Source organism: Flavobacterium sp. 245 (genome assembly GCF_004362055.1).
Lineage (GTDB): Bacteria > Bacteroidota > Bacteroidia > Flavobacteriales > Flavobacteriaceae > Flavobacterium.
Map to the genome: position 1 here is coordinate 23458 of NZ_SNXB01000007.1, position 23232 is coordinate 46689.

Here is a 23232-nt window from a genome sequence, read left to right on the forward strand (position 1 = left end):
ATTCTTTCTGCATTATGGGATTTTTTTAGGATACAAAATTTATATTTTTAATGACTACCAGCATTATCCCATAAACAATTAGGGATAATACTTTAGCAGTCAATTCCAATAATAATTACTATCTAAAAAAAAAAAAAGAGGTTCAAAATATCTTGAAACTGCAGTAAAAGAAAACAATTCAAATTACTGCAGTTCTGATATTTTTTTAATTAAAGTTTTGTTTCATCTGCAACAGCATCCTGCCATTTATCCCAAACCTTGACGTTAGGATCATAACCATCATAACCGTAGTTCTGACTTAATTTTCCTTTGATGTTTGCCGTTATAGCACTGTTTGGAATTGGCCAATAGTTGTTACGTTTGTCCATTGTATAGAATTTAGTACCATTTGGCACCACAATTCCACTCGGATATTTGTTGTAAAGGGTATAGTGTGAAATACGCTGGTACCAGTAACTTCCTCCGGCTGCATCGGTTCCAGATTGTTTGTCCCAATTGGTTTTACTGTATGTCTGACCCCATTCATCTGGTTTTCCGCTGAGTGCGAGACAGTGCGAGATACGTTTTAATTCGACATTTCTCCATTCTTCAAGGTAAAGTTCTCTACCTCTTTCGGCACAAATATCTCCAATAGTCACCTGACCGTACATTTGTGCTGCACCTGCTCTGGCTCTGATGGTATTCACATCCTGAGTTGCTCCACCAACATTTCCTTGGTAAAAACGTGCTTCTGCTCTTAATAAATAAGTTTCAGCTAAACGGTATAAGTACCAGTGTGCAGTACTTCCAGTACTAGCTCCTTGAAAATCAGTTGCACTTGGATTAGTTTCATTTACAACATCATGCAGATAGATTTTATACAATGGGAAATCAAACCATTCACGAAGTGTATCTTTTGATAATAGTGTGTTACCATTTTTCAATCTGAAATTTTGCTGATAGAATGTTGAACTCTTATCACTGTATTTAAGATCTGTCATATTCACCCAGTTACCAACTGTGCTATTATGTCTAAGATCTTGCCTATCCTCAATACCGTTTACAACCCACATTGGGCGTTGTGAATAATAAGATGCACTAATTGTAGCAATTCCACGTCCTAATGCTCTTGCATAATCATATTTCGCTTGATAATTAGCCGTATTGTTTGAGGCGAAACGATTTGCTGCTTGTTTACCATCAGGTGTTGTTACAGTTGCAGAATTCCAGTTTGGTCCAAAAATTCTCATTGAGGCAAACGGTAAAAATGATTGTACTCCACCATTTGGCATCACCAAAATAGCTTCTCTATTACCAGCAATAACTTTATTTTCAGGTCTGTGTAAATCCCAGATTACATTTCTGCTAATAGTCCAAGTTGTTGGATTTCCTCCTGGATCAAACGTTCCAAAATTAGCCTGCATTAAAGAATAACCAGATTGATTGATTAATAAATCTGCCTGATTTTCTGCATCTTTAAATCTGCCTGAAGCCAAATAGCACTTAATCAATAATTGACGGCATGCTCCTTTGTTCACCAAACCTACATAAGCAAGTTTTGACTGCTCTGGAACCCATTCTACAGCTTTTTCCATATCTGCTGTAATCATTTCAATGATCGCTTCTTTTTTAGTCGAATAATAACTCTGCTTTGGAACTTCCAAAATTTTTGTAATTAATGGAACATCTCCAAATTGATATACTAAATTAAGATAACGGTAAGCTCTGTGAAAATAAGCCTGACCAATATATTTATTCTTAACTTCCTGAGTTAAACTTGTCACGTTATCAATATAGGTCAATACGGTATTAGCGTATTTGATACCTGTATAACCTTCATCCCAATAATATCCAAAGTAAAAATCATCGTTTGTAGCTGTTTTGTAACTCATGGTAGGTACCATAGTATTCGCAAAATCAGAAATAGTACTGGTATTATCTGTTTTTCCATATTTTGCCATATCAGAGAAAACATATTCTGTACCGATAGGCACACTGTTTGAAGCCGCATTATAATGGATATAATTATTACGCAACCCTTTATCAGCAATTGCTAAAACTGCCTGTAACCCAGATTCGGTACTAAATGTAGTTTCTGGTTCGTAAAACGAAAGCGGGTCAGGCTCCAGAAAATCCTTTGAACAAGAAACCAAAAGGGCAGTAAGCGCCACTAAAGGTACAAGTGTTGAGATTTTATTTTTTATATATTTTTTCATTGTTGTAATTATTAAAGTGAAACGTTAAAACCTAAATTAAACATTCGCGTAGCAAGTCCCCCTGTTTCTGGGTCTCCGTAATATTTCCATTCGCCAGATGCAGACCATGTTGCTGCGTTCTGAACCGAAGCATAGATTTTGAAATTTCTCACATGCAAACGATCAATAAGATCTTTAGGAAGTGAATATGCCAACGAAATATTGTCTAAACGAATAAAACTGCGATCGTATAATTTTGCTGTTCCGGCTCCTGCAGGTCCTCTTGCATCAAGACGTGCCCAGTCATTGGTTGGATTATCAATTGTCCAATATGGATTTACAAATGGGTTGTAGTTATTTGTATACAAACTACCATCGTTATACGTATTCATGTAACGTCCGTCAAGCGATTTGTGCCCCATGTACGAATACATATTGATTGCTAAATCCCAGTTTTTATAAATTTTAAATTCATTACGAAGCGACCAGTTGATTGGAGGTGCTGTCTGTCCTAAAAATTGTTTGTCTTTGTCATTATAAGTTGGTTTTCCATTCACATCGTCAGCAGTATAGCTATTTTCAACTTTTGGATCACCTGGACGCTGTCCGTATTTTGCAGCTTCTACAGCTTCATCTTTTTGCCAGATTCCAGTTACTTTATAATCCCAGATTTGAGAAATAGATTTTCCAATAAACCATCCATTCGTTTTGTCATCTGCCTCTTTAGTTCCAATTACGTTACCATTGGCATCTTTAACATCTTCCATATTCCCATACAATTTATTGATGGTATTCTTGTTGTATGAAAAAGCAACCATTGTAGTCCATTCAAAATTTGGTTTTTTGATGTTTATAGTATTAAGACTTATCTCAATACCTTTATTTTCAACCTCTCCAAGATTAGTTGCGATTGATGAAAATCCAGAGAAACCAGGCAAACGCTGACTCATGATCATATCGTGAGTAACTGATCTGTAAATATCGATTGTACTTGTAATTTTGTCATTTAAGAAACCAAGGTCAAGACCAATATTTGTTGCTTCTGTTTTTTCCCATTGCAAATTTGGATTTGCCATACGGTCAATAGCTAAATACTTCATGTCGACAATTTTTCCCGAAGCATCTATGTATCCCATTGTTGCTCCTGTACCTGAACCTAAATTTGCCAAAGCTAAATAGGGATCAGCAAGAGATCTGTTTCCATTTTTACCCCAAGAAAGGCGTAATTTACCTGTACTCATAGCATCCCAATTGAACCAGCTTTCTTTATTAAAGCTCCATCCACCTGCAACAGAAGGAAAAGTTGCATACGGATAAGTAGCTCCAAATGCTGAATATCCATCACGACGTATCGTTGCTGTGATCATATAACGATTATCATACGAATAGAAAAGTCTTCCCATTAAGCCATCAGCTGTCTGATGTGTATCTGTTGTAGAAAACGAGCTGTTTAAAAGTGTTGCATTTGCAGTATTGTGAAATCCTAAAGCATCTGAAGGCTGAATATTACGTGCATAAACAATATCTGACCATGTTTTAAGATCTTCCGCTTCCTGAACAAAAGTGGCTATAATATGATGTTTCCCAGCAAATGTATGATCCCAAGCTATAGTATTATTTATATTCCAAGTGAATTTTTTACCATTTCCTCTGTCTACTCCGATAGTAGCAGCGTTCCAGTTTTTATTACCTGCTGACTGAAAATAACGGTTGTAAAAGAATTCATAACGCGGTGAAGCATTAAATGTATAGGTAATATCTAAAGGTAAAGTTACTTTAGTATTGAAAATGGTATTCAACACTGTGTACCCTTTTTCAAGGTCCATATATTGACGATCGTAGTAGTAATTATATCCTCCAATAGTTGGTCCCATTGGTTGTCTCGCATAATCGCCGTTAGCTTCTTTAAAATTAGCAAACGGGCTATTTCTTAACATATTGGCATCCCAATAATTTGTACCGGTACCAACAGAAATATCTCCGTCTGAACGATCCTGAAAATTTACGTTTGCACCAAATTCAAGCCAGTTTGTAATTTTGGCATCTACTTTCATATTCGCACGAACTGCTGAATAATCATTACCCTGAATTGCCCCTTCTGATGTTAAATACCCCAAAGACATATAATAATTTACTTTATCACTTGCTCCAGAAACACTTAAATTATTATCGCGATTTATCCCTGTTCTAAAAGTACTGCCATACCAATCGTGCGTAGTTCCTGCTGCAAAATTTTTCAAAAGTGTAGCATCAGTAATCCCTAAACGATTTCCCCAAACTTCATTTATACTTTTTCCTTGAATTTGAGCCGCTGGCTGATAGGCTAACCATTGTGCCTGAGTTATACCATATTGAGCTAATTGGTTAGGGTTTGAGAAATACCCTGCTTTACCAGCAGCAGTTCCAGTAACATATGCCTCATAATTTCCAGTTGCTGTATTTGTACCATACGATTTAGCAGTCTCCCAATCTTCACGATATTTTACATATCCTTCTGGAGAATACACATTACGATAAGCGCTTTCATTGACAATCGTCATGTTTGTCGTTAGATTAATAATAGGCTTACCGGTTTTTCCTTTTTTCGTCGAAATAACGATAACCCCTGCTGCCGCTTTAGAACCGTATACAGCTGTTGCTGATGCATCTTTCAAGACATCTATCTGACCAACATCATCAGGATTAATTTCTGAAAGCTCTCCGTAAAATTGCATTCCGTCTAAAATAATAAGCGGTGAATTATGACCTCCATCAGAATAAACAGAAGTCTGTCCACGAATCTGCAAAGAACCTCCTCCTTTTGCATCAGCTGAATAACCCACTTTTAAACCTGGAACTCCTCTTAATAAATCCTGAACAGTATTTGGGTTTTGATTGGCTAAAGATTCTGGTTTAACCTGAACAATTGCTCCTGTTAAATCGCTTTTTTTCATTTTACCGTATCCAACTACCACAACTTCATTCAATGAAGCAGCGTCTTCAACAAGCTGAACTGTAATATTTGTTTTATTATTTACTTGAACTTCCTGAGTCACAAAACCAATAAAAGACACCACTAATATTGCATTCTGATCTCCTTTTAAATTGAATTTTCCGTCAAAATCTGTAATTGTACTAATCTTTGTTCCTTTAATCGAAACTGTAGCTCCTGGAAGCGGCACTCCTTTTTGATCTTTAACTTGCCCGCTTATTCCGTCTTGCTGTTCAATTTTTTCCAGCGCATTTGTTCCCGAAGTTTCCCCTGCGAATACCTGTACTTGAGTTAATGAAACCAGCACACAAAAAATGGCAAGTTTCTTTTTAAAATCAAATCCAGATACATAATCAGGAGTCTTCATCTTCCTAATAAAGTTTTTCATTTTCTTGGTTGTAATTTTGGTTAAATAATTAGTTTGGTTTAAATCTCATCTGTATAAATTACAGCATTCAATTTGAGCTACAAATCTAGCAGAACACTGTTGTTTAAAAGGGGGGAAATATGATAATAAAGAAGGGGCAAATTAGTATCTGACCGCAAAAACACTACGTTTTTAAGATATTCCTAAAAAAAATCACAGCATAATTCAAAAATTCATAAATATATATTCTGTTTTTATCGCAATTGATATTTGCAGGAAGCACAACATTTTGTACAAATACTCGAAGAATTCATTTTTAAAAAAGCAATACTATTGAAGTTGAACGGCAAAAATCCTTTTTTACTTTTATTAGAATTTATAATGCTAAAATCTTTTTTTCTGAGCATTTTGGCAAAAAAATCGGCTTAATTTCATTGAAGAAAATAAGCCGATTTTTTAAAATTGTTTACCGAAAACTATTTCACAAAGCGATACATTTCTGAAGCTGCCAATAAAAAAGCTCCGACACCGAAATCGGCTGTAGAATTTTTATCAACTACTTGTCCCGGAATTGCTTTTTCACCAATAGGCTGTACATAGCCCACAGTTCCATCTGCCTGAAGCGCGAAAGTGGTTAAGTAATTCCAAGATTTTTCGGCAACTGGCAAATAGGTTTTTTTATCCAAAATTCCATTGTTGATTCCCCACATAAAGCCGTATGTAAAAAAAGCTGTTCCGCTTGTTTCAGGCCCCGGAGCATGTTCAGGATCCAAAATACTTCTTGTCCAATAGCCTTCTTTTTGTTGTGCTTCCGCCAATGCTTTAGCCATATCTTTAAAACAGCTTATATATTCATTTCTATGTTTAGCCGATTTTGGCAAATCCTGAATAATCTTAGCGTAACCAGCAAAAATCCACCCGTCACCTCTTGCCCAGAAATCTTTTTTGCCATTGGCACTTTTATGTTTTGGATAAACATATTTGGCATCACGGAAATATAATTTCGATTCCGAATCGTACATAATACTGTCGGCATATTGCAAATAAGAATGCAGTTTTTCTAAATACATTTCATTTCCAGTAACCTTATAGAGCTTTGTCATTACCGGCATTACCATATACAATCCGTCAACCCACCACCAGTAATCATTTGCTGGAGTGCTCATTTCATATTCCATAACTTCTTTTGCGCGGGCAATTTTATGCGGATCGTTTTTTCCTGTAAAATTGTATAAATCAATATAAGTCTGGAAACAAATCTGCCAATCGCCAAATAATACATGTTTATCTGTTTCTCCGTAATTGTATTTCCATTCTGATTTATCCGTTGATTTGGCTCCCATCCATTGATTTTTCTCCGCCCAAGCCATCGAATAATCCAAATATTTTTTGTTTTTAGTTACCTTATAAGCTTCCATATTTCCGGTATGATACGCCGAAACATGCCAAAAAGAATTTCCAAATTCGGGATGCGAACTTTGCCAGCGGTTGTTTACTTTATCGATAATGGCAATAACATCTTTTTTTGATTCTTTTATTGCAACTTCTTGTTTTACAGCACTGCTTTTACAGCCAACAACTGCAATTGAAACAGCAGTCAATGCAATAAAAAATGGTTTTTTAAAATACATAATTATAATAAGATTAAGCGTTTAATTATTTTGAAGCGTGGTCAATTGGAATTTCCTGCCCTGACCATATTTTCTTTTGAGTCCAAGGTTGATAAGCATCAGCCCAGAACGGATCTGTTGCTGGCAGACCGAGAACTAAAAAAGCTTCGGTACACAAATACAAACTTCCAGTTGAAATATAGCCTTCGCCAATATTTGGCTGATGACCGTATAACCCAATCTGAAGCCAGCCATTTTTATCAAAAGTTTCTTTGGCATTTATTTGATTATTAATCATAAAATAAAGTGCCGAACGAACTTGTGCCGGAGCAACTTCTTTAGGCAATTCTTTCCAAAGTGCAATCTGAGACAAAAGCTGGAAAGCGCCAAAACGATACGCCAATGATCTTCCGATTGGCGGATACGTGCCATCAGGAGAAATTAGTCGTTCCTGAATTGCCGCATATCTTCGGGCTCTGTTTAGCTCAGTTTCAAAGTCTTTTTTGTACTCATTATTTTTATCTTTCAACACGTTTAAAATATCCAATTGCATTGGGTGAATTACAAAACTGTTGTAATAATCCCAATGAAAATCAGGTCCGTCGCCATAAGTTCCATCACCCAGATACCATTTTTTATGTTCTGATAAAGCATAAATCAATCGGTTTGCATCTTCATCTTTATCAAATTTAATAATCGCAGCTTCGATGATTCCGGCAAAAAGAAGCCAATTACTGTGATAAGGTTCAATTTTTCGAGTTGATTTTAAGGCTTTAATTACATTTTCTTTTGTAGCGGCATCAAGCGGTTCCCAAAGCTGTTTTGGCGCACGCATCAAAGCTTGAGCAAAAAAAGCGGCATCAACTAAAGGTTGTTTGTCATTTACAAAATTCATAAAATCAGCTGCATTTGGATCAGTTGCATTATGAATTGATTTTTGTGCCAAAGCGATATACTTTGCTCTTAATTTTCCTTCGGAAGTATTATCTGAACCTAATTCCAGCCACGGAGCCATTCCCGAAAGCGTTCTTCCAAAAGCTTCTAAATACGTTACATGCTTTCTGTCATCCCACGCGCCTGGCGATTTTTCAACTGGCATCAAAGTTTTAAGTTGATTATTACTTAGAGCGGTTAATACCGGATCGCTAATTTTTACCAAAGAAGCCACAAAAAACTCCCGAACTTTTTCAGGAGAATCTTTTTCGGGTTTCTTAGATTGTGCTTGAACATTCAGAGCTAGCAGACAAATAAACACTGCTAAAACAGCATTTTTAAAACGATGACTCATATATTTTCTTTTTTCTTTTTATATTTTCTTTTTTCTTTTTTCTTACTTCTTTCTTCTTTTTTCTATGTTGACTTCCAAAAACTTTCATTCAGAATGTATTTGTTATCCTTCACATTTTGGTATTTCTTTTTAAACTCTGAAGGATTCAAATTATAAAACTGCTGAAAATGTTTTCTGAAATATTTTATATCTCCAAAGCCAGCAATTGATGCGGCTTGGCTTATTTGTAAATCGGTTGTAATCAATAATGTTGCGACTTTTCGAAGACGGACATTACGCGTAAATTCTAAAACCGATTTGCCAGTGATTTTCTTGATTTTTTTGTAAACCAAAGAATGGCTCATTCCTAATTCACTTGCGAGATCTTTTATATTAAAATTGTCAACATCTAAATTAGAATCAATGAGTTCAATAATTCTGTCAAGCAGTTTTTTATCCTCGTCTGACAGCTTTGCTCCAGCAACATTTTTTGTAACCGAATTAAGCAGATAATTCTGTTCACTATCACGACGCGTCAAAATTCCATTAATTCGTGCTAATAAATAATCATTATCAAATGGTTTTGTAATGTAATCATCAGCGCCAACTTCCGCTCCTTTCAATTTCACATCTTCAGACGTTCCTCCTGTTAAAAGTATTACGGGAATATGTTTTAGGTCAGGATCTGTTTTTATGTGTTTGCAAAATGCAACGCCGTTCATTTCTCCCATTACAACATCAGAAATAATTAAATCCGGCTGTACTTTTTTAACAATAGACAAAGCCATTTCAGCATTTTCAGCCGCGGTGACATGGTATTTAGGCGCTAATATTCGTTTCAAATAATTTCTAATCTGAACATTGTCATCTACAATTAAAATACTTTTTGCATCCTTAATCAATTCGTGCACGTTTTCTGGTTCTTCGACTGTCGGCAAGACATTTTCACGAATTACAGTATCTTCTAAAGCTTCATCCAAAAATAAAGTTCGGTCACTTAAATCTTCGCGTATTTCAATATCTCCAAAATGTTCTTTGCCAAGAAGCAGCTTAATTTCAAAAACAGAACCTCCGTTTTCGTTATCACGACAACTTACGTTTCCATGATGCTGTTCTATAAATTGTTTTACGAGATACAATCCAATACCAAATCCTTTACGGTTATTTTTGATGTTTTTGCCCGACTGATAAAACAAATTAAAGATTTTGTCTTTATCCGCATCTACAACTCCTTCTCCGTTATCAATAACATTTATAATTATCTCATTTTCTGTGCATCTCAAATTGACAGCGACTTTTCCATTTTCTTTTTCAGTAAACTTTAAAGCATTGGAAATCAAATTAAATAAAGCCATTTCTATTTTTTCCCGATCTACGTAAGCCATCAATTTTTCTTCGGAAATACTAAAACTATAATCTATTTTTTTTGATTTTGCGTGATGCACAAAACAACTGAAAACCTCTTTGCATAATTCAACGATATCAATTTGTCCCACTTTTAGTTTTCCCGTTTCGGTTTCGGTTTTTCTAAAAAGAAGCAACTGATCAACTAAACTCAACAGTCTTCTTGAATTGCTGTACACCATTTCAATAGCTGCAGGATCGATCTGCTGTTCAGCACCATAAATAATATCTTTCAAGGGATTAATAATCATCGTCAATGGCGATCTGAATTCATGAGAAATATTAGTGAAAAAAGTTATTTTTTTCTCGTTGAGTTCTTTTTCCTGCTTTGCCAAATCCTGAGAAAGCCGAACTTCATATTTAAGCTTCGCCTGTTCACGCTGATATTTATCTACCACATAAATAGCAAGTACAAATACAATAAAATAAAAGAAATAAGCCCAGCCACTTCTGTACCACGGTGGCAATATGGTAATAGGCATCGAAATGGATTTTGTATTCCAAATGCCTTCTGCATTTGTCGATTTTATTTTCAGCACATAATCACCTTCTGTAATTCTGGAATAATTTGCGCTTCTTATATTGTCAACATAATGCCACTGCGAATCCCATCCTTCTAAAAAATAAGCATACGAAATTTTCTCTGGAAGACTGTATTCTAACGCAGCAAAATCGATATTCAGCATCGATTCGTCATAGGACAGTTTTAATTTCTGAATGCCAAATGCGCCTAAACCAGCCTGATCAAAAACTTTATTGTTTACTTTAATAGAAGTTATAGCCAGCTTTGGAAAAGCATGAGCCTGACTGTTGACTTTGGTATCAATAATATTAAATCCTTTAATCCCGCCAAATACGATTTCTCCGGTAGAAAGTTGCAATGCCGCATTATAATTAAACTGATTACTTTGAAGTCCGTCAGCATCATGATAACTTGTTATTTTTCCGGTGTCGACATTATATACAAATATTCCGTTGTACGTGCTGCACCAATAAGCGCCTTGTTTATCGCGGACAATATTTAAAATCGAATTATTTGGAAGGCCATTTCGCTGCGTCAGAAATTTTCGTTCAAAAGTTTTCGGATTAAAAAGCATCAATCCTCCCCCTTCTGTACCCACAAGCATTTTTGTATCTGAATGCGATACAATAGATCGAACAGGATATTTCACGTCGATTTCGCGTCGTTTCATAGTTTTAGGATCAAGCTGAAATAACTTCGAAAAATTTCCAATCCAAAGATTGCTCTTATCCTCTGCCATCGAAATGATACCGCGAATTTTTGCGTCTACAAAATCAAATTGATCTTTTTGCTCATTGTATCGGTACAAACCTTCTTCGTCTGGCGAAGCGGCCCACAGTTCATTATTTTTATTTCGAAATAATACCCAAATATTTTTTTGAACTGCTTTAAGTTTTGGACTAAAAAGATTGTATTTCTTGAAATTATGGGTTTGCGCGTTAAAGAGACAAACTCCTCCACCATAGGTTCCAAACCAAGTTCCTTTCGCATCTTTTAAAATAACAGAAACGAAATTATTACTAAGCGAACTTGGATTATTTGAATTGTACGAATAATTAGTAAATGTATTTGTTTTTCTGTTCCACAAACTAGCACCCGCACCATCTGTACCAATCCAAAGATTTTCTGAATCTTGTTCGCATAATGAAAGAATAAAATCGCTAGGAAGTGTATTTTTTGATTTGTCGTTTTTCGAAATCGTCACAAATGGACTTTTTGTTTCTTCGATCGTATTAACTCCTCCTCTTAAAGTTCCAATCCAAACTCTATTTTCATTGTCTAAATAAAGCGATGAAATAGCGTTGCTGTTGAGTTTTTCATCATCAAGACAAGCATTTAAAAGCGAAAAAGAATCTTTGTTGTAATTGTATTTAACAACTCCATTTCCGTTTGTAGCAATCCAAAGTTCATTGGCGGAAGCCTTAAACATCAAATCAGAAATGGGATATTGAATTTCCTGATTGGCGTAAAATTTGTGCGTTTTATTTTTTGTATTGTATTTTAAAAGTCCTCCCTCAGCCGCTAACCAAATATTTGAAAACGTGTCGTATAAAATACAACCACTGCCTACAGAACTCTCAAAAACAACGGTAAGTCTTTTTGCTCCAGGTTCCATAGCCACTAGTCCAACTCCGGCAACAGAACACCACAATTTGCCAGAATTATCAAAATCCATTTCTTGTACGTGAAAATCCCATTGCAGTTTTCCGTTTTCTAAAAGTGGCATCTGAATAATCTTTTCTTGTTCTCCTGCAGTATAAAGCAAACCTTTTCCGGCAGTTGCGATATACATTTTGGATTTATAATCCCGAATTTGATTGACTACAAAATCAATCTTTTCACTTTTAGAAGTCTTGGCATTTATGTAACTTTTTGTAATGAACTTATTTCTAAGATAATCGTAAACACTGATACCACCTTTTGTTCCAATCCAAATTTCATTTTGAGTACCGCAAATGCTTACAATTCTGTTATTTACTAACGAATTAGCATCATTTGGCTCATTTCTGAAACTTAAAAAATTATAACCGTCATATCGGCTGATTCCGTCATAAGTTCCAAACCACATTAAACCTCTCTTGTCTTTATAAACTGAGGTTACGGCATTATTTGCGAGGCCGTTTTTAATTCCGAGATAACCAATATCGTATTTTTTTTGACCAAATTTTGGAATAGTGCTCCCTACAGTCTGCGAACGGACTGCAAAACAGGCTAAAAGTGCTAAAAATAATACTATTCGGTTTTTCAAAATTTCGGATTTGAGATTAATTATATTTTATTTTGATCGAAATATTTTATTTTCTTTAAAAAAATCAGAATTATAAATTATTCGTGTGAAAAATACAATTATTAAATTAATCTTAAAAAAAACCTATGAAAATAAATCATAGGTTTTTCTTGTAAAAAAATAAATACATTCAATTCTTATTAATTAACCAATGAAATTGCATAAGAGTAAGTATATTGTTTATCTGTTAAACGATATTGATCATGTGGCAAACGTCCCCAGCTGTCATCTCCTCCTACACCTCTTTGTCTGTAATCTAAATGCAGATAAACCGCTTCTTTAGAATCTAAATCCAAGTCTGATGGATGGCGTTGCGCCTTTGTTTTCCCTGGATCCAGCATTTCTGTTGAAATATTCAATGCACTAAAACCAAGAGGCTGCAATCCTTCAATTTTAATTCCTTGGCCTTTTGCATTTTTTAAAGCCAGCCAGCGAACATCGGTTTTATAGCCGCCTTCTTGAGGACGAATATAACTTTTAGTGTACTGATTTATAACCTTATCTGAGTATTCGCCAATAAAAGCTGCCGAATTTCTATCAGAATAATTTTCCCACGGACCTCTTCCATAATAACTCAAATTATCGAAAGTTCCGTTTAATTGTGCACGCATTCCAAAACGTGGCATTTCAGGCAATTCTTTTCCAGCTAAATCAATAGAAGCCGTAACTTTTATTGCACCATTATTCTGAATCAAATAATCTACCGTGTATGGAACATCAATTGTTGCCAATTTATAAACTGCTTTAATCAATAAACCGTCAGAAGATTTTTTGTCTAAAACAACACTTACCGTTGTTGCGTTTTTTGAAGCTTCTTTCCAGACTACTAATTTATTTTCCATATTGCTTCCAAAATCATTGTCTGTTGGAGCGCGCCAGAAATATGGAGTTGGGAAATTCGTGAAAATGGCATCTGAATTATTCTTCAAATTGTATTTTAAGATTTCTCCTTTTTGAAGATCAAATTCTCCTGTAATACTTTCGGTTTCAAAAGAAACGATATTGTTTTTAACTGTATATTTTAGTTTTGATGCGCTTTTTGCACTTTCATTATTTTTAAAATAAGAGCCTTTTCCTATTGCAAATTGTTCTCTAGCAAATTCATGTCCTTTAGCTACCAAAGGTGCATCGTTTTTTGAAACCGCATAAACATTTACAAAATACTCTGAATCAGCATCGATTGCATCTAGATTTAAAGCGATTTTTTTGCTTTCTGCCGGTGCAACATCTAAATTAAATGTTCCTGCTTTTGCTATTGCGCCATTTTTAACCAATTCCCATTTAAAATTAAAATCAGAAAGATTGGTAAAATTATAAAGATTGGTAACCGTCAAATCAGATTCATTATTAAACTGAAAATGAATATTTTGATATACTTTTTTAATTTCGCTTAAAGCTGGTTTTGGAGTTCTGTTTGAGAAAATAACTCCGTCAGCACAGCCGTTTTCGTCATTTTGCAGGTTTGAAGCTCCTAAATCACCACCATATGCCCAAAATGTTTTTCCATTCGCATCTTTAGTTTTTATTCCTTGGTCCACCCAATCCCAAATAAAACCGCCCTGCATGTGTTTGCTGCTGTTGATGATATCCCAATATTCTTGAAAATTTCCACCACTGTTACCCATTGCGTGCGCGTATTCACACATAATGTAAGGACGTTTTTTATCTGCAGCGGCATAACTTTTCATGCTCTTAATTCCTGGATACATTGGGCAAACAATATCTGTATTTCTATTTTCACCTGCTTGCTCAAATTGAACAGGACGAGTTGAATCGACTTGTTTCAACCAATCATAAGCATCATAAAAAACAAGGCCGTTTCCGCACTCATTTCCTAAAGACCAGATAATAATTGAAGGATGATTTTTATCAAATTCAAACATTCTTTTTATACGATCTAAATGCGCCGGCGCCCACTCTGGCAAGTACGCAGGATGTTTTTTCTGGTCAAACCAGTTTTGCCATTCAGCACCCATTGCATGCGATTCAATATTCGCTTCATCAACTACATAAAAACCATATTCGTCACATAAATCATAAAAATGTGTATCATGCGGATAATGACTCATTCTGATCGCATTGATATTAAATTCCTTCATTAACTGAAGATCTTTCAGCATTAATTCAGGACTTGGCACGTGGCCGTTTACATCATCATGTTCGTGAATATTTACTCCTTTAACCATCACCGCTTTTCCATTAACTAAAAGCTGTGCATCTTTGATTTCTACTTTTCTAAAACCTGTTTTTTTAGAAACAGCTTCAAGTAAATTTCCTTTATTATCTAATAATGAAATGGTATAACGATACAAGTTTGGCGTTTCGGCATTCCATTGTTTTACACTTTCAATAGTTTTTGAAAAGCTGATTTTCTGCTCTTTAGCATTTACTTTTTTACTTTCAGAATAAACAGTTTTTCCTTCTTTATCAAACAATTCAACTTTAACAGATGGATTTTTTATTTTGTTGTTTTCAAAATATTTCAAAGTAACATCTAGATTGAAGATTCCGTTTTTATATTGATTGTCCAAATCACTTTTTACAAAATAATCCCAAACGGCAGTTTTAGGCATTGCCTGCAAATAAACATCACGTTCAATACCGCTTAATCTCCAGAAATCCTGATCTTCTAAATAACTTCCGTCATGCCAGCGAAAAACCTGAACTGCAATTAAGTTTTCTCCTTTCTTTAAAAAAGAGGTAATATTAAATTCAGCCGGAGTTTTTGACGCTTTTGTCATCCCGACTTCTTTTCCGTTTAAAAAAACTCTTGCATAACCTGAAATAGAACCAAAATGAAGTATAATTTCTTTATCGTTCCAAGAATCAGCAACTGTAAAATTGCGTCTATAACTTGCTACAGGATTATAATCGCCAGCTATAAAAGGAGGATTTTTAGGAAACGGATACGTAATATTAGTATAAATAGGAATATCATATCCTTGTAATTCCCAGTTTGAAGGCACCTGAATCTCTTTCCACTTGCTGACATCAAGGCCAGGTTCGAAAAAATTCGTTGGTCTTTGCGACGGGGTTTTTACAATATCAAATTTCCAAAGTCCATTTAAACTTTGGTACAATGCCGATTTTTTAGGATTGTTTTCCTTTACTTCATCTGCATTGCCAAACAAAAGAAACGAACTACGTCCTAATTCTTTTCCTCTGTCTAATATTTGAGGATTTTCCCATTCGTTGGTTTGTGCAAAATTAATTTGTGCACTTAAAAAGAGAGCAGCTGCTAAAAAAATTTTCTTCATCTAACTATTTTTGATTGTCTAAATTTTAATATTGGAAATTGAAAAAATTGTCATTCCAAATTGGCTTAAGGCATTTCTTTATAACAAAATCATAAAAAAGAACACTCCTAACACTAACCAAATTTTAAAAACGCACACCTTAAAATAAATAAGGAATGACAAATTCTGGAAGACAAATTTAGATAATCAGCTAAAAGACATGAGGGCCATTTAGATATACTAAAAGGGGCATTTTAGTATGGAGAGCAGTTCTGGACAAATTTACCCCCTCTATTTATGCGTTTTTGATAAAAAAAATTAAAATCATACATTCGTTCCAACCTTTTTATAAAAAAGTCTACCTTATTATAAAAGAGAATTTATGAAAAAAATTGTATTGCTTATTTTGCTAATAAAATCATTTTGGTGTTTTTCTCAAGATTTACCAAAAACAGGAGATCTTAAAGTCGTCAACAGCTATCTGTCTATATTAAAAACACAAAATGGTTATGTTTTTATTGGACCTGAAGGGGAAAAATCTGAAGAATATAAATATGTATCTCTAACAAATCATAATCTTTCCATTCATACCGTTCTTGAAAAAGCAGCGAGTAAAAATCAAACTCCTATAAAAAACAAAAACGTTCGTGATAATAACAGTATTCATGGTGAATACCATATTTTGGACTTAATGAAGGAGTTGCATTTTATTGATGAATACAATTTTGCAGGAACAAATGAACTGACAAATGAAAATATTAGAACAGGTTTGACCGAAGAATACGGGTATGCTTCCAGAAATGGAAAATATGCTCTGGTCAATAATCAAGGAAATTTCTTGACCGCCTTAAAATACACAAACGATTTTGACCATAGATATAATCCGCATTTGAATTATTATTTTGAGAAGAAAAAACTTATCTCTGTTTTGATTGATCAAATTACCGGAAAAGAAGTATTAGCAACAAAAGACAGTATTGTTGAATATTGGAATCCCAACAATTATTTGGTTAAAAACAAAAGAAAAGGAAAATACATTCTCGTTTATAATGGCAAAACACAACTTGTTCCAAAAGACTTCAAAAGACTAATTGGCCTTCCATCATCTGAAAGTAAAATTTTCACTTATAACAATGGTTTTTTTGGCAAAAATGGACAGAGAATAGAAAGCAATTTTATTCCGTACAGTAATTTTTACAAGGGGCATTGTATTGTTTTAGAAATAACAAAGGAAGAACAGAAGTATAACTATTATGGCGAACCATTGCCCCGACATGAAACTAGAATTTTTAAAATTATAAATGAAAAACTGGAAACCATTAAAACACTTCCAGATATCAAAAACACAATCAGTACCTTTAATAAATATGGACAGCTTATTGTAAAAAGAAGTTATGAAGATTGGAGAAATCCCATTTATGACAATCAATATATTATAGATTACAACGGCAATACTATAATCCAAACATCTAAAGTTGAAACTAAAATACATGAGATTTCGGAAGGCTTATATTTAGTTGAAGATGCCACGTATCCGCCTGTAAAAGAAAGAGCAATGCGGTACGATTTTTTCAATCAAAAAGGAGAGAATATCACAAATGCTTTAAGGCAACGTATTATTTATCTAGGATTTAAAGAAAATACAACAGAAAAATATCTTGTTGCCTATGGAATTATATACATAACTTTAGATAAAGAAAACAATATTATAAGCTCCTATCCTAAATCATATCTTTTTGATTCCAAACCTAAAATTTTTGAATAGTAATTTAAAAACCGCCAATCTAATTATAAATTCAGATTAGCAGTTTTCTATTCTAATTACTGTTTAATGTTTACTAACGTTCTCGCGCTACAAGCAGTTTGGGATTAAATCAGCGTTATCTTTCGGATTTGCCAAATCTTCCAAATACAAACTAAATTTTCCATTAAGCCAAATCCCCAAATTGCTTGTAGCGTGTGTTAGGTACAGGCAATTCTATTCACATTCTTCATATGAGTATGATAAAGGTTTCCAATTATGATTATTCAAAAGATAATATCTTTCTCCATTGCAATAACCATCATCCCATTCCACAACAGCAAATTTCATAGAAGCAAAAAGTATGATTTTATTAATTCTATCATTGGGCGAAAAACGACGACCGTTAGAGAAAAAGTCTTTTATTTTGTTCCTTAAAAACCTCTCTCTATCTTCATATTTACCATATTCAACTAAAAAAGTTTGAAAGATATTATTATAATTATTATCTAAATATAAAACTTTATGATTTTTATAAGTTGGATTAAAATTATTCAAAGTATCAATTTTAGCACTTTTAGCTTTCTCTTTAAGTTCATAACACAAACTGTTTAATTTGTCTTCTTTATTATTGATGTTTTTAGATTGCTCTAATTGGTAAATACTTTTTATCAAGTCGTTAGTTCCTGAGTCTTCCTTTACAATATCTATTATTAATTTTCGAGTATCAATTAATATATATTTATCCCTTTCAAGTTGGGAATGATTTACTTCATTAGAGTAAATATCTTCAAATATGTTATTTACAATTTTTAAAGTATTATTTTGCGTATTAACGTTATTTGTCATTAATCCATTTTGCCAAGAGCTAAAAAACTTAAGTAGTAATGAATCTGATTTTTTTGAAAAAGCTTCTTTTAATTGAGTTTCTTGATTCTGACAAAAGATGGAGTGTGATAAAAAAAATAAAAAAACTATAATCAAATTCCTCATATTGTTTAGCATTTGCTTGCACCTAACTACTAATTACTATTTACTATTTACTATTTACTATTTACTAACTACTAATTACTGAAAATCAGAAAGCTTATAATAATTCTGAAGATTTACGATAAATAATCCGCCAGCAAAAAAATCCTTGTTTATTCTTGACATAACAGGGCTGATTCCGGTACTGACATTATTGATCGTTTTTGGATACGTCATATTTGAATCATGATTAAAGCCAACGCAATGCCCAATTTCATGCGAAGTAATATCACCGGCATTGATACTGATAAAATCATGCAATATATGTTCGGCATATCCTAATGTTGCTCCGCCTCCTAAACCTGAAACTTTATCCACTTTGCCACAATTAAAACGGGCATGATTTAAAATATCATTATAAGCCTTTTCTTTTTCTGCCAAAGTCAGCGCTGTCTTTCCATCATTGCCGATAATCTGCTCATTTAAAAAAGCCTCTTTGAATTTATCCGAAACAAAAACGATTCCCATATTAAGCATCAATCCAGAAAAACGACGAATATCCTTGGCTGTTGTAGGCATCCAATTATTATTTGGGTCATTATTTGGATCATAATTATGATATTTAATTGTCCATTTTAATGCTTTCAGTTTTTTAAGCTTTAAAATGGTTTCGTTTTCTCCCGTAAAATCAAATGCAATTTTATCTGGCGAAACTCCCGTTGTTTTATATTGTGAAAGATCTACTTTTTTGTTTTCAGCGTCTAGAAATGAAGAAATCCCGTCAACAAAAGGATACTTCATTTTTTGTGTGGCGTGCGCTCTAATTTTTTTTATTTTGAAAAGCTGTACCTGTGTATTGCCTTCAATTGTGGCTAAAATAACGGCATCTTCAATGTCAAATGGAGCAAAATTAGAAACTTCAATTGTTTTTTCGTCGATTGGTTTTATTCGTATAACTTGACTTATACTGTAAGTTCTGGACTCTGAAGTCATCACTTCTAAAGCTTCATCGTCCTGAAACATTAAAGACGAATTTTGGCTGGTATCAAAAGAAACTACTTTTGGACTTATTTTTTCTTCTGGTTTGTCATCATCTGTTTTACTGCAGGCAAGGAACAAACTAATAACAATGGCAAGGCTAAAAATTTTCTTAATCATAAAAATAACAAGGATTTAGGTTAAACAGCAGATTGGAATGCGATGTTAATTTAGTAATTTTCCTGCTTTAAATCCTTAATAGGTACGATTTTTTTAACTCGTTTTTCTGTAATTATAAATTGCAAGTCCATTTAAAACGACAGCAATATAATAAAGGTACAGTAATTCTTTTTCTACTTTATTTACTCCGCTCTTTTTACTTTGTCTTAACTTCTTTTACTTTCTTGATTACCTCAATAAATCGGTATTGCATAACTTCTTTTTTTCCATCAGGTATCTCATTATAGGCCCCATAAAAAATCTTAGTTTTTCCTTTATCAATTCCATTGAATAATTTAGCTGTTTCAATTTTAACTTTATCATTTTCAACTTTCAAAGCAACAGTATCAGACAATTTAATGTTAGAAACATAACAAATCTCTGGCATAAAACCGTCTTTAGTCATTTGAGGAAAAATTCGAAATACTTTAGGTTTGCTTTCAATATTTTCTAATGTCAAGGGCAAAGTAAATTTTGAGCCCGCTTCATTAAATACTTTATCGCTAAAATCGTTTATTTCCTGCTCTTTCTGATATTTAAAGAATTCACTAGCTGGTTTTAAGCATTCTTTAGCCAAACTGATATAATTAACCGCATCAATTAAATACCCTTTTTTATAACTTTCCTGCGCCATATTATAATAATCAGGTGCTGTTTTTTTCAATAAAGTATATTGCCCAAACTGTAAAATATTTATCTTCCACTCGTTGCCGTACTTACCATAAATTACTGTTATCAATACATGATTGTATTCTGTATTGGGCATTAATAATACGGTGTACATCTCTTTGTTTAAAGCTTTGTAATTTATAACATAATCATTATCACCCGAAACACCAGATATCAAAGTATTAGGAATATCTACAGCTGTATTTAAAACATAGTATTGATCTACAATTTTATAGCTATCCGTTTTATAATCATTGCTTATTTTACCAACTAATTTATCTACATCAGAATTTACTACTGAAAGCAATTTATCTGACATCAGCGCTTTTACTCCAGGAATATCATTATTCATTATTGCTTTGAATAATTTATCATTTAAAAGTTTAATTTCCTGAACCTTACTTGATTCAATACTTTCATTTTTCTGTGTTCCGTTAGTTCCAAAATTACAGCTTTGAAAAGCTACAGCTATTAGGATAATTAGTAAAAATTTACGCATTCGCTTTGATTATTTGAGAGTTTTTAATTTTTAAAACACCTTATTTTTCTTAATAAAGGAAAAGCGAATATAGCTTTTATTGAAAAACAAATACACATTTAAAGACATTTAATTTATCAGAAATTGATACCGATATTACTATAAAACCTAATTAAAAACCACTTTAAAAACCACACTTAAAGCACTAATATTAAACAAATTACATTTTCATAAACAATATAATTTTCATAAAAAAAGACTACATTTACTTTATATTGTTTTGAATTACTGCCTTTTATATATTAAAAAGAAATTGACTGATTACACTAATTTCTATCGTACTATATATGAAGAACACTTTTACTCGAACTTTAATCCTTCTATTCCCAATATTGGCGATAGCACAAACCGATCAAAAAAAAGAAATCAATCAACAGCTTCAAACCTGGGTTTCTATCAATACGGTAACGAAATTTGCTGATCACTGGGCTGTTATTGGAGATTTTCACATTCGTCGAAACGATTTTGTGTCTGATCCCAGTTTTTACTTTATAAGAGGAGGATTCAGCTATATACCCAACTCAAACGTGTCAATAAATGCAGGATATGCACATATGTGGCTGGCACCTTCAAATCCAGACTGGAGTACTTTTGCTGACGAAAACAGGATTTACCAGCAGGCGCAGTTAAATGCTAAAGTGGGCAATGTGAGTATTTTGCAACGAATTAGAAATGAACAGCGATGGCAAGAAAAAATTGTTAACGATGAACCCACCGGAGATTGGCGTTTTACTAATAGAGTTCGGTATTTAATGAGTTTTACTTTCCGAATTTCTGATAAAAAATCATGGCCTCAGATGGTACTTTCCGATGAAATTCTTTTACAATTTGGCAAAGAAGCTGTCTACAATACCTTTGATCAGAATCGGTTTTTTATTGGAATAAAACAAACAATCAACCCAAAATGGAGTTATGATTTTGGGTATATGAATGTTTATCAGCAAAAATATTCTGGATATCAATATGATATGAATCACACCATAAGATTGTTTTTTTACTTAAGTACGAGCATTCGGAAAAAAGTACCTTCGACAACGGAAAATTCAGGTGACGAATGATTATTTTTTTTAAAACACATAGAAACATAGATTTTGAGTGCGTAAAAAAGGCGTTTCACTTATTTAAAACAAACATAGTTGACTATGTGAAAGAAACGGTTTTTTTTCTCATCTTTTTTAACATAAAAATCTATGTTTCTATTTGTTCACACAATTACACACAACAGATTGTTATTTCAAGAAATAATCCGCATCTATTAAACGGTTTCCTGTTTCATCATAAACCGCATAATTAAAACCGCCTTGAACACAGTACGAACCATATTCGCCATTTTTGTTTAGCGCAATAAACCCAACCTGAATATCTTTTAAATCTTTATTTCTGTTTTTGGTTAATTTCACAATTCTGGCTACAGCTTCTTCACAGGCTTTTTGAGGCGATTTTCCCTGACGCATCAATTCGACAACCAAATGACAGCCTGAAATTCTGATCACTTCTTCTCCGTGGCCAGTTGCAGTTGCTGCGCCAATTTCGTTATCGACATATAAACCTGCTCCAATAATTGGCGAATCACCAACGCGTCCGTGCATTTTAAATGCCATACCGCTTGTTGTGCATGCACCAGAAAGATTTCCGTCTGCATCTAAAGCAATCATTCCTATCGTATCGTGGTTTTCAATATTAGCAATTGGCTTGTATTTGCTGTCTTTCAGCCATTCTTTCCATTCTTTTTCTGACTCTTCTAATAGCAGATTTTCTTTTTTAAAACCCTGTTCCAATGCAAATTGCAGAGCACCATCACCAACAAGCATAACGTGAGGCGTTTTTTCCATTACGGCTCTCGCAACAGAAATAGGATGTTTTATATATTCCAGACAGGCAACAGAACCAATATTGGCATTTTCGTCCATAATACAGGCGTCCAGCGTTACGCGTCCGTCTCTGTCTGGGCGTCCACCGTAACCAACACTTCTTTCTTTTGGATCAGCTTCTGGAACTTTTACGCCGGCTTCAACTGCATCTAAAGCTTTGCCGTTCTTCTTCAAAATTTCCCAGGCTGCTTCATTTGCAGGTATTCCAAATCGCCATGTAGAAAGCACAATTGGTTTCTTTCCTTTTTTAGAAATTGCCTTTTCTTCTTTTTCCGAATTAGATTGAAAAGACTGCAATGCAACAGCTACTGAAGCAATTGCGGTTGTTTTTATAAAATTCCTGCGATTTGTCATAACTTATATTTTTTAGCAACTCTCAATACCCATAAGGAGTAGCAAAATTTATCT

At 33.8% G+C, this 23232-nt stretch carries 12 protein-coding genes; 2 read left to right on the forward strand and 10 right to left on the reverse strand.

Annotated elements, in window-relative coordinates; all coding sequences use genetic code 11:
- Window positions 1–209: 209 nt before the first annotated feature.
- The 6 genes from EV145_RS14390 to EV145_RS14415 all read right to left on the reverse strand — a co-directional run bounded on the left by EV145_RS14390 (window position 210) and on the right by EV145_RS14415 (window position 15860).
- The gene (locus EV145_RS14390) at window positions 210–2195 is read right to left on the reverse strand and encodes a RagB/SusD family nutrient uptake outer membrane protein (RefSeq protein WP_133525898.1); all 1986 of its coding nucleotides are present in this window, start codon (window positions 2193–2195) and stop codon (window positions 210–212) included.
- Between the two features lie 11 nt (window positions 2196–2206).
- Window positions 2207–5533 carry a SusC/RagA family TonB-linked outer membrane protein gene (locus EV145_RS14395; protein WP_133525899.1) on the reverse strand — a complete coding sequence of 1109 codons (3327 nt, stop codon included), beginning with the start codon at window positions 5531–5533 and terminating at the stop codon, window positions 2207–2209.
- A 455-nt stretch (window positions 5534–5988) separates the two neighbouring features.
- Window positions 5989–7143 carry a glycoside hydrolase family 88 protein gene (locus tag EV145_RS14400; RefSeq protein ID WP_133525900.1) on the reverse strand — a complete coding sequence of 385 codons (1155 nt, stop codon included), beginning with the start codon at window positions 7141–7143 and terminating at the stop codon, window positions 5989–5991.
- Window positions 7144–7168: 25 nt separating this feature from the next.
- A complete protein-coding gene (locus EV145_RS14405) occupies window positions 7169–8410 on the reverse strand; it encodes a DUF2264 domain-containing protein (protein ID WP_133525901.1) in 1242 nt (413 codons plus the stop codon).
- Between the two features lie 62 nt (window positions 8411–8472).
- The gene (locus tag EV145_RS14410; RefSeq protein WP_133525902.1) at window positions 8473–12564 is read right to left on the reverse strand and encodes a two-component regulator propeller domain-containing protein; all 4092 of its coding nucleotides are present in this window, start codon (window positions 12562–12564) and stop codon (window positions 8473–8475) included.
- 179 nt (window positions 12565–12743) lie between these two features.
- On the reverse strand, window positions 12744–15860 hold the full coding sequence (locus tag EV145_RS14415) for a glycoside hydrolase family 2 TIM barrel-domain containing protein (RefSeq protein WP_133525903.1): 3117 nt from the start codon (window positions 15858–15860) through the stop codon (window positions 12744–12746).
- Window positions 15861–16221: 361 nt separating this feature from the next.
- On the opposite strand from EV145_RS14415, the gene EV145_RS14420 reads away from it, so the two are divergent.
- Window positions 16222–17604, forward strand: coding sequence for a hypothetical protein (locus EV145_RS14420; protein WP_133525904.1), 1383 nt, complete (start codon window positions 16222–16224; stop codon window positions 17602–17604).
- 213 nt (window positions 17605–17817) lie between these two features.
- Here the strand turns inward: EV145_RS14420 and EV145_RS14425 are convergent, their stop codons facing one another.
- The 3 genes from EV145_RS14425 to EV145_RS14435 all read right to left on the reverse strand — a co-directional run bounded on the left by EV145_RS14425 (window position 17818) and on the right by EV145_RS14435 (window position 20914).
- Window positions 17818–18573, reverse strand: coding sequence for a hypothetical protein (locus tag EV145_RS14425; RefSeq protein WP_133525905.1), 756 nt, complete (start codon window positions 18571–18573; stop codon window positions 17818–17820).
- Window positions 18574–18648: 75 nt separating this feature from the next.
- Window positions 18649–19707 carry a hypothetical protein gene (locus tag EV145_RS14430; protein WP_133525906.1) on the reverse strand — a complete coding sequence of 353 codons (1059 nt, stop codon included), beginning with the start codon at window positions 19705–19707 and terminating at the stop codon, window positions 18649–18651.
- A gap of 196 nt (window positions 19708–19903) precedes the next feature.
- A complete protein-coding gene (locus EV145_RS14435) occupies window positions 19904–20914 on the reverse strand; it encodes a hypothetical protein (protein WP_133525907.1) in 1011 nt (336 codons plus the stop codon).
- A gap of 326 nt (window positions 20915–21240) precedes the next feature.
- On the opposite strand from EV145_RS14435, the gene EV145_RS14440 reads away from it, so the two are divergent.
- Window positions 21241–22011: a DUF2490 domain-containing protein gene (locus EV145_RS14440; protein WP_133525908.1), complete on the forward strand. Its 771-nt coding sequence runs from the start codon at window positions 21241–21243 to the stop codon at window positions 22009–22011.
- Between the two features lie 171 nt (window positions 22012–22182).
- On the opposite strand, the gene EV145_RS14445 is transcribed toward EV145_RS14440, so the two are convergent.
- Window positions 22183–23178, reverse strand: a complete 996-nt coding sequence (locus EV145_RS14445) for an isoaspartyl peptidase/L-asparaginase family protein (protein WP_133525909.1) — start codon at window positions 23176–23178, stop codon at window positions 22183–22185.
- Between the last annotated feature and the right edge of the window lie 54 nt (window positions 23179–23232).

What these genes read in the sequence shown, in the direction of transcription:
- EV145_RS14390 (WP_133525898.1), bottom strand. Translation starts at nt 2,195, where the DNA reads ATGAAAAAATATATAAAAAATAAAATCTCAACACTTGTACCTTTAGTG.
- EV145_RS14395 (WP_133525899.1), bottom strand. Translation starts at nt 5,533, where the DNA reads ATGAAAAACTTTATTAGGAAGATGAAGACTCCTGATTATGTATCTGGA.
- EV145_RS14400 (WP_133525900.1), bottom strand. Translation starts at nt 7,143, where the DNA reads ATGTATTTTAAAAAACCATTTTTTATTGCATTGACTGCTGTTTCAATT.
- EV145_RS14405 (WP_133525901.1), bottom strand. Translation starts at nt 8,410, where the DNA reads ATGAGTCATCGTTTTAAAAATGCTGTTTTAGCAGTGTTTATTTGTCTG.
- EV145_RS14415 (WP_133525903.1), bottom strand. Translation starts at nt 15,860, where the DNA reads ATGAAGAAAATTTTTTTAGCAGCTGCTCTCTTTTTAAGTGCACAAATT.
- EV145_RS14420 (WP_133525904.1), top strand. Translation starts at nt 16,222, where the DNA reads ATGAAAAAAATTGTATTGCTTATTTTGCTAATAAAATCATTTTGGTGT.
- EV145_RS14425 (WP_133525905.1), bottom strand. Translation starts at nt 18,573, where the DNA reads ATGAGGAATTTGATTATAGTTTTTTTATTTTTTTTATCACACTCCATC.
- EV145_RS14430 (WP_133525906.1), bottom strand. Translation starts at nt 19,707, where the DNA reads ATGATTAAGAAAATTTTTAGCCTTGCCATTGTTATTAGTTTGTTCCTT.
- EV145_RS14435 (WP_133525907.1), bottom strand. Translation starts at nt 20,914, where the DNA reads ATGCGTAAATTTTTACTAATTATCCTAATAGCTGTAGCTTTTCAAAGC.
- EV145_RS14440 (WP_133525908.1), top strand. Translation starts at nt 21,241, where the DNA reads ATGAAGAACACTTTTACTCGAACTTTAATCCTTCTATTCCCAATATTG.
- EV145_RS14445 (WP_133525909.1), bottom strand. Translation starts at nt 23,178, where the DNA reads ATGACAAATCGCAGGAATTTTATAAAAACAACCGCAATTGCTTCAGTA.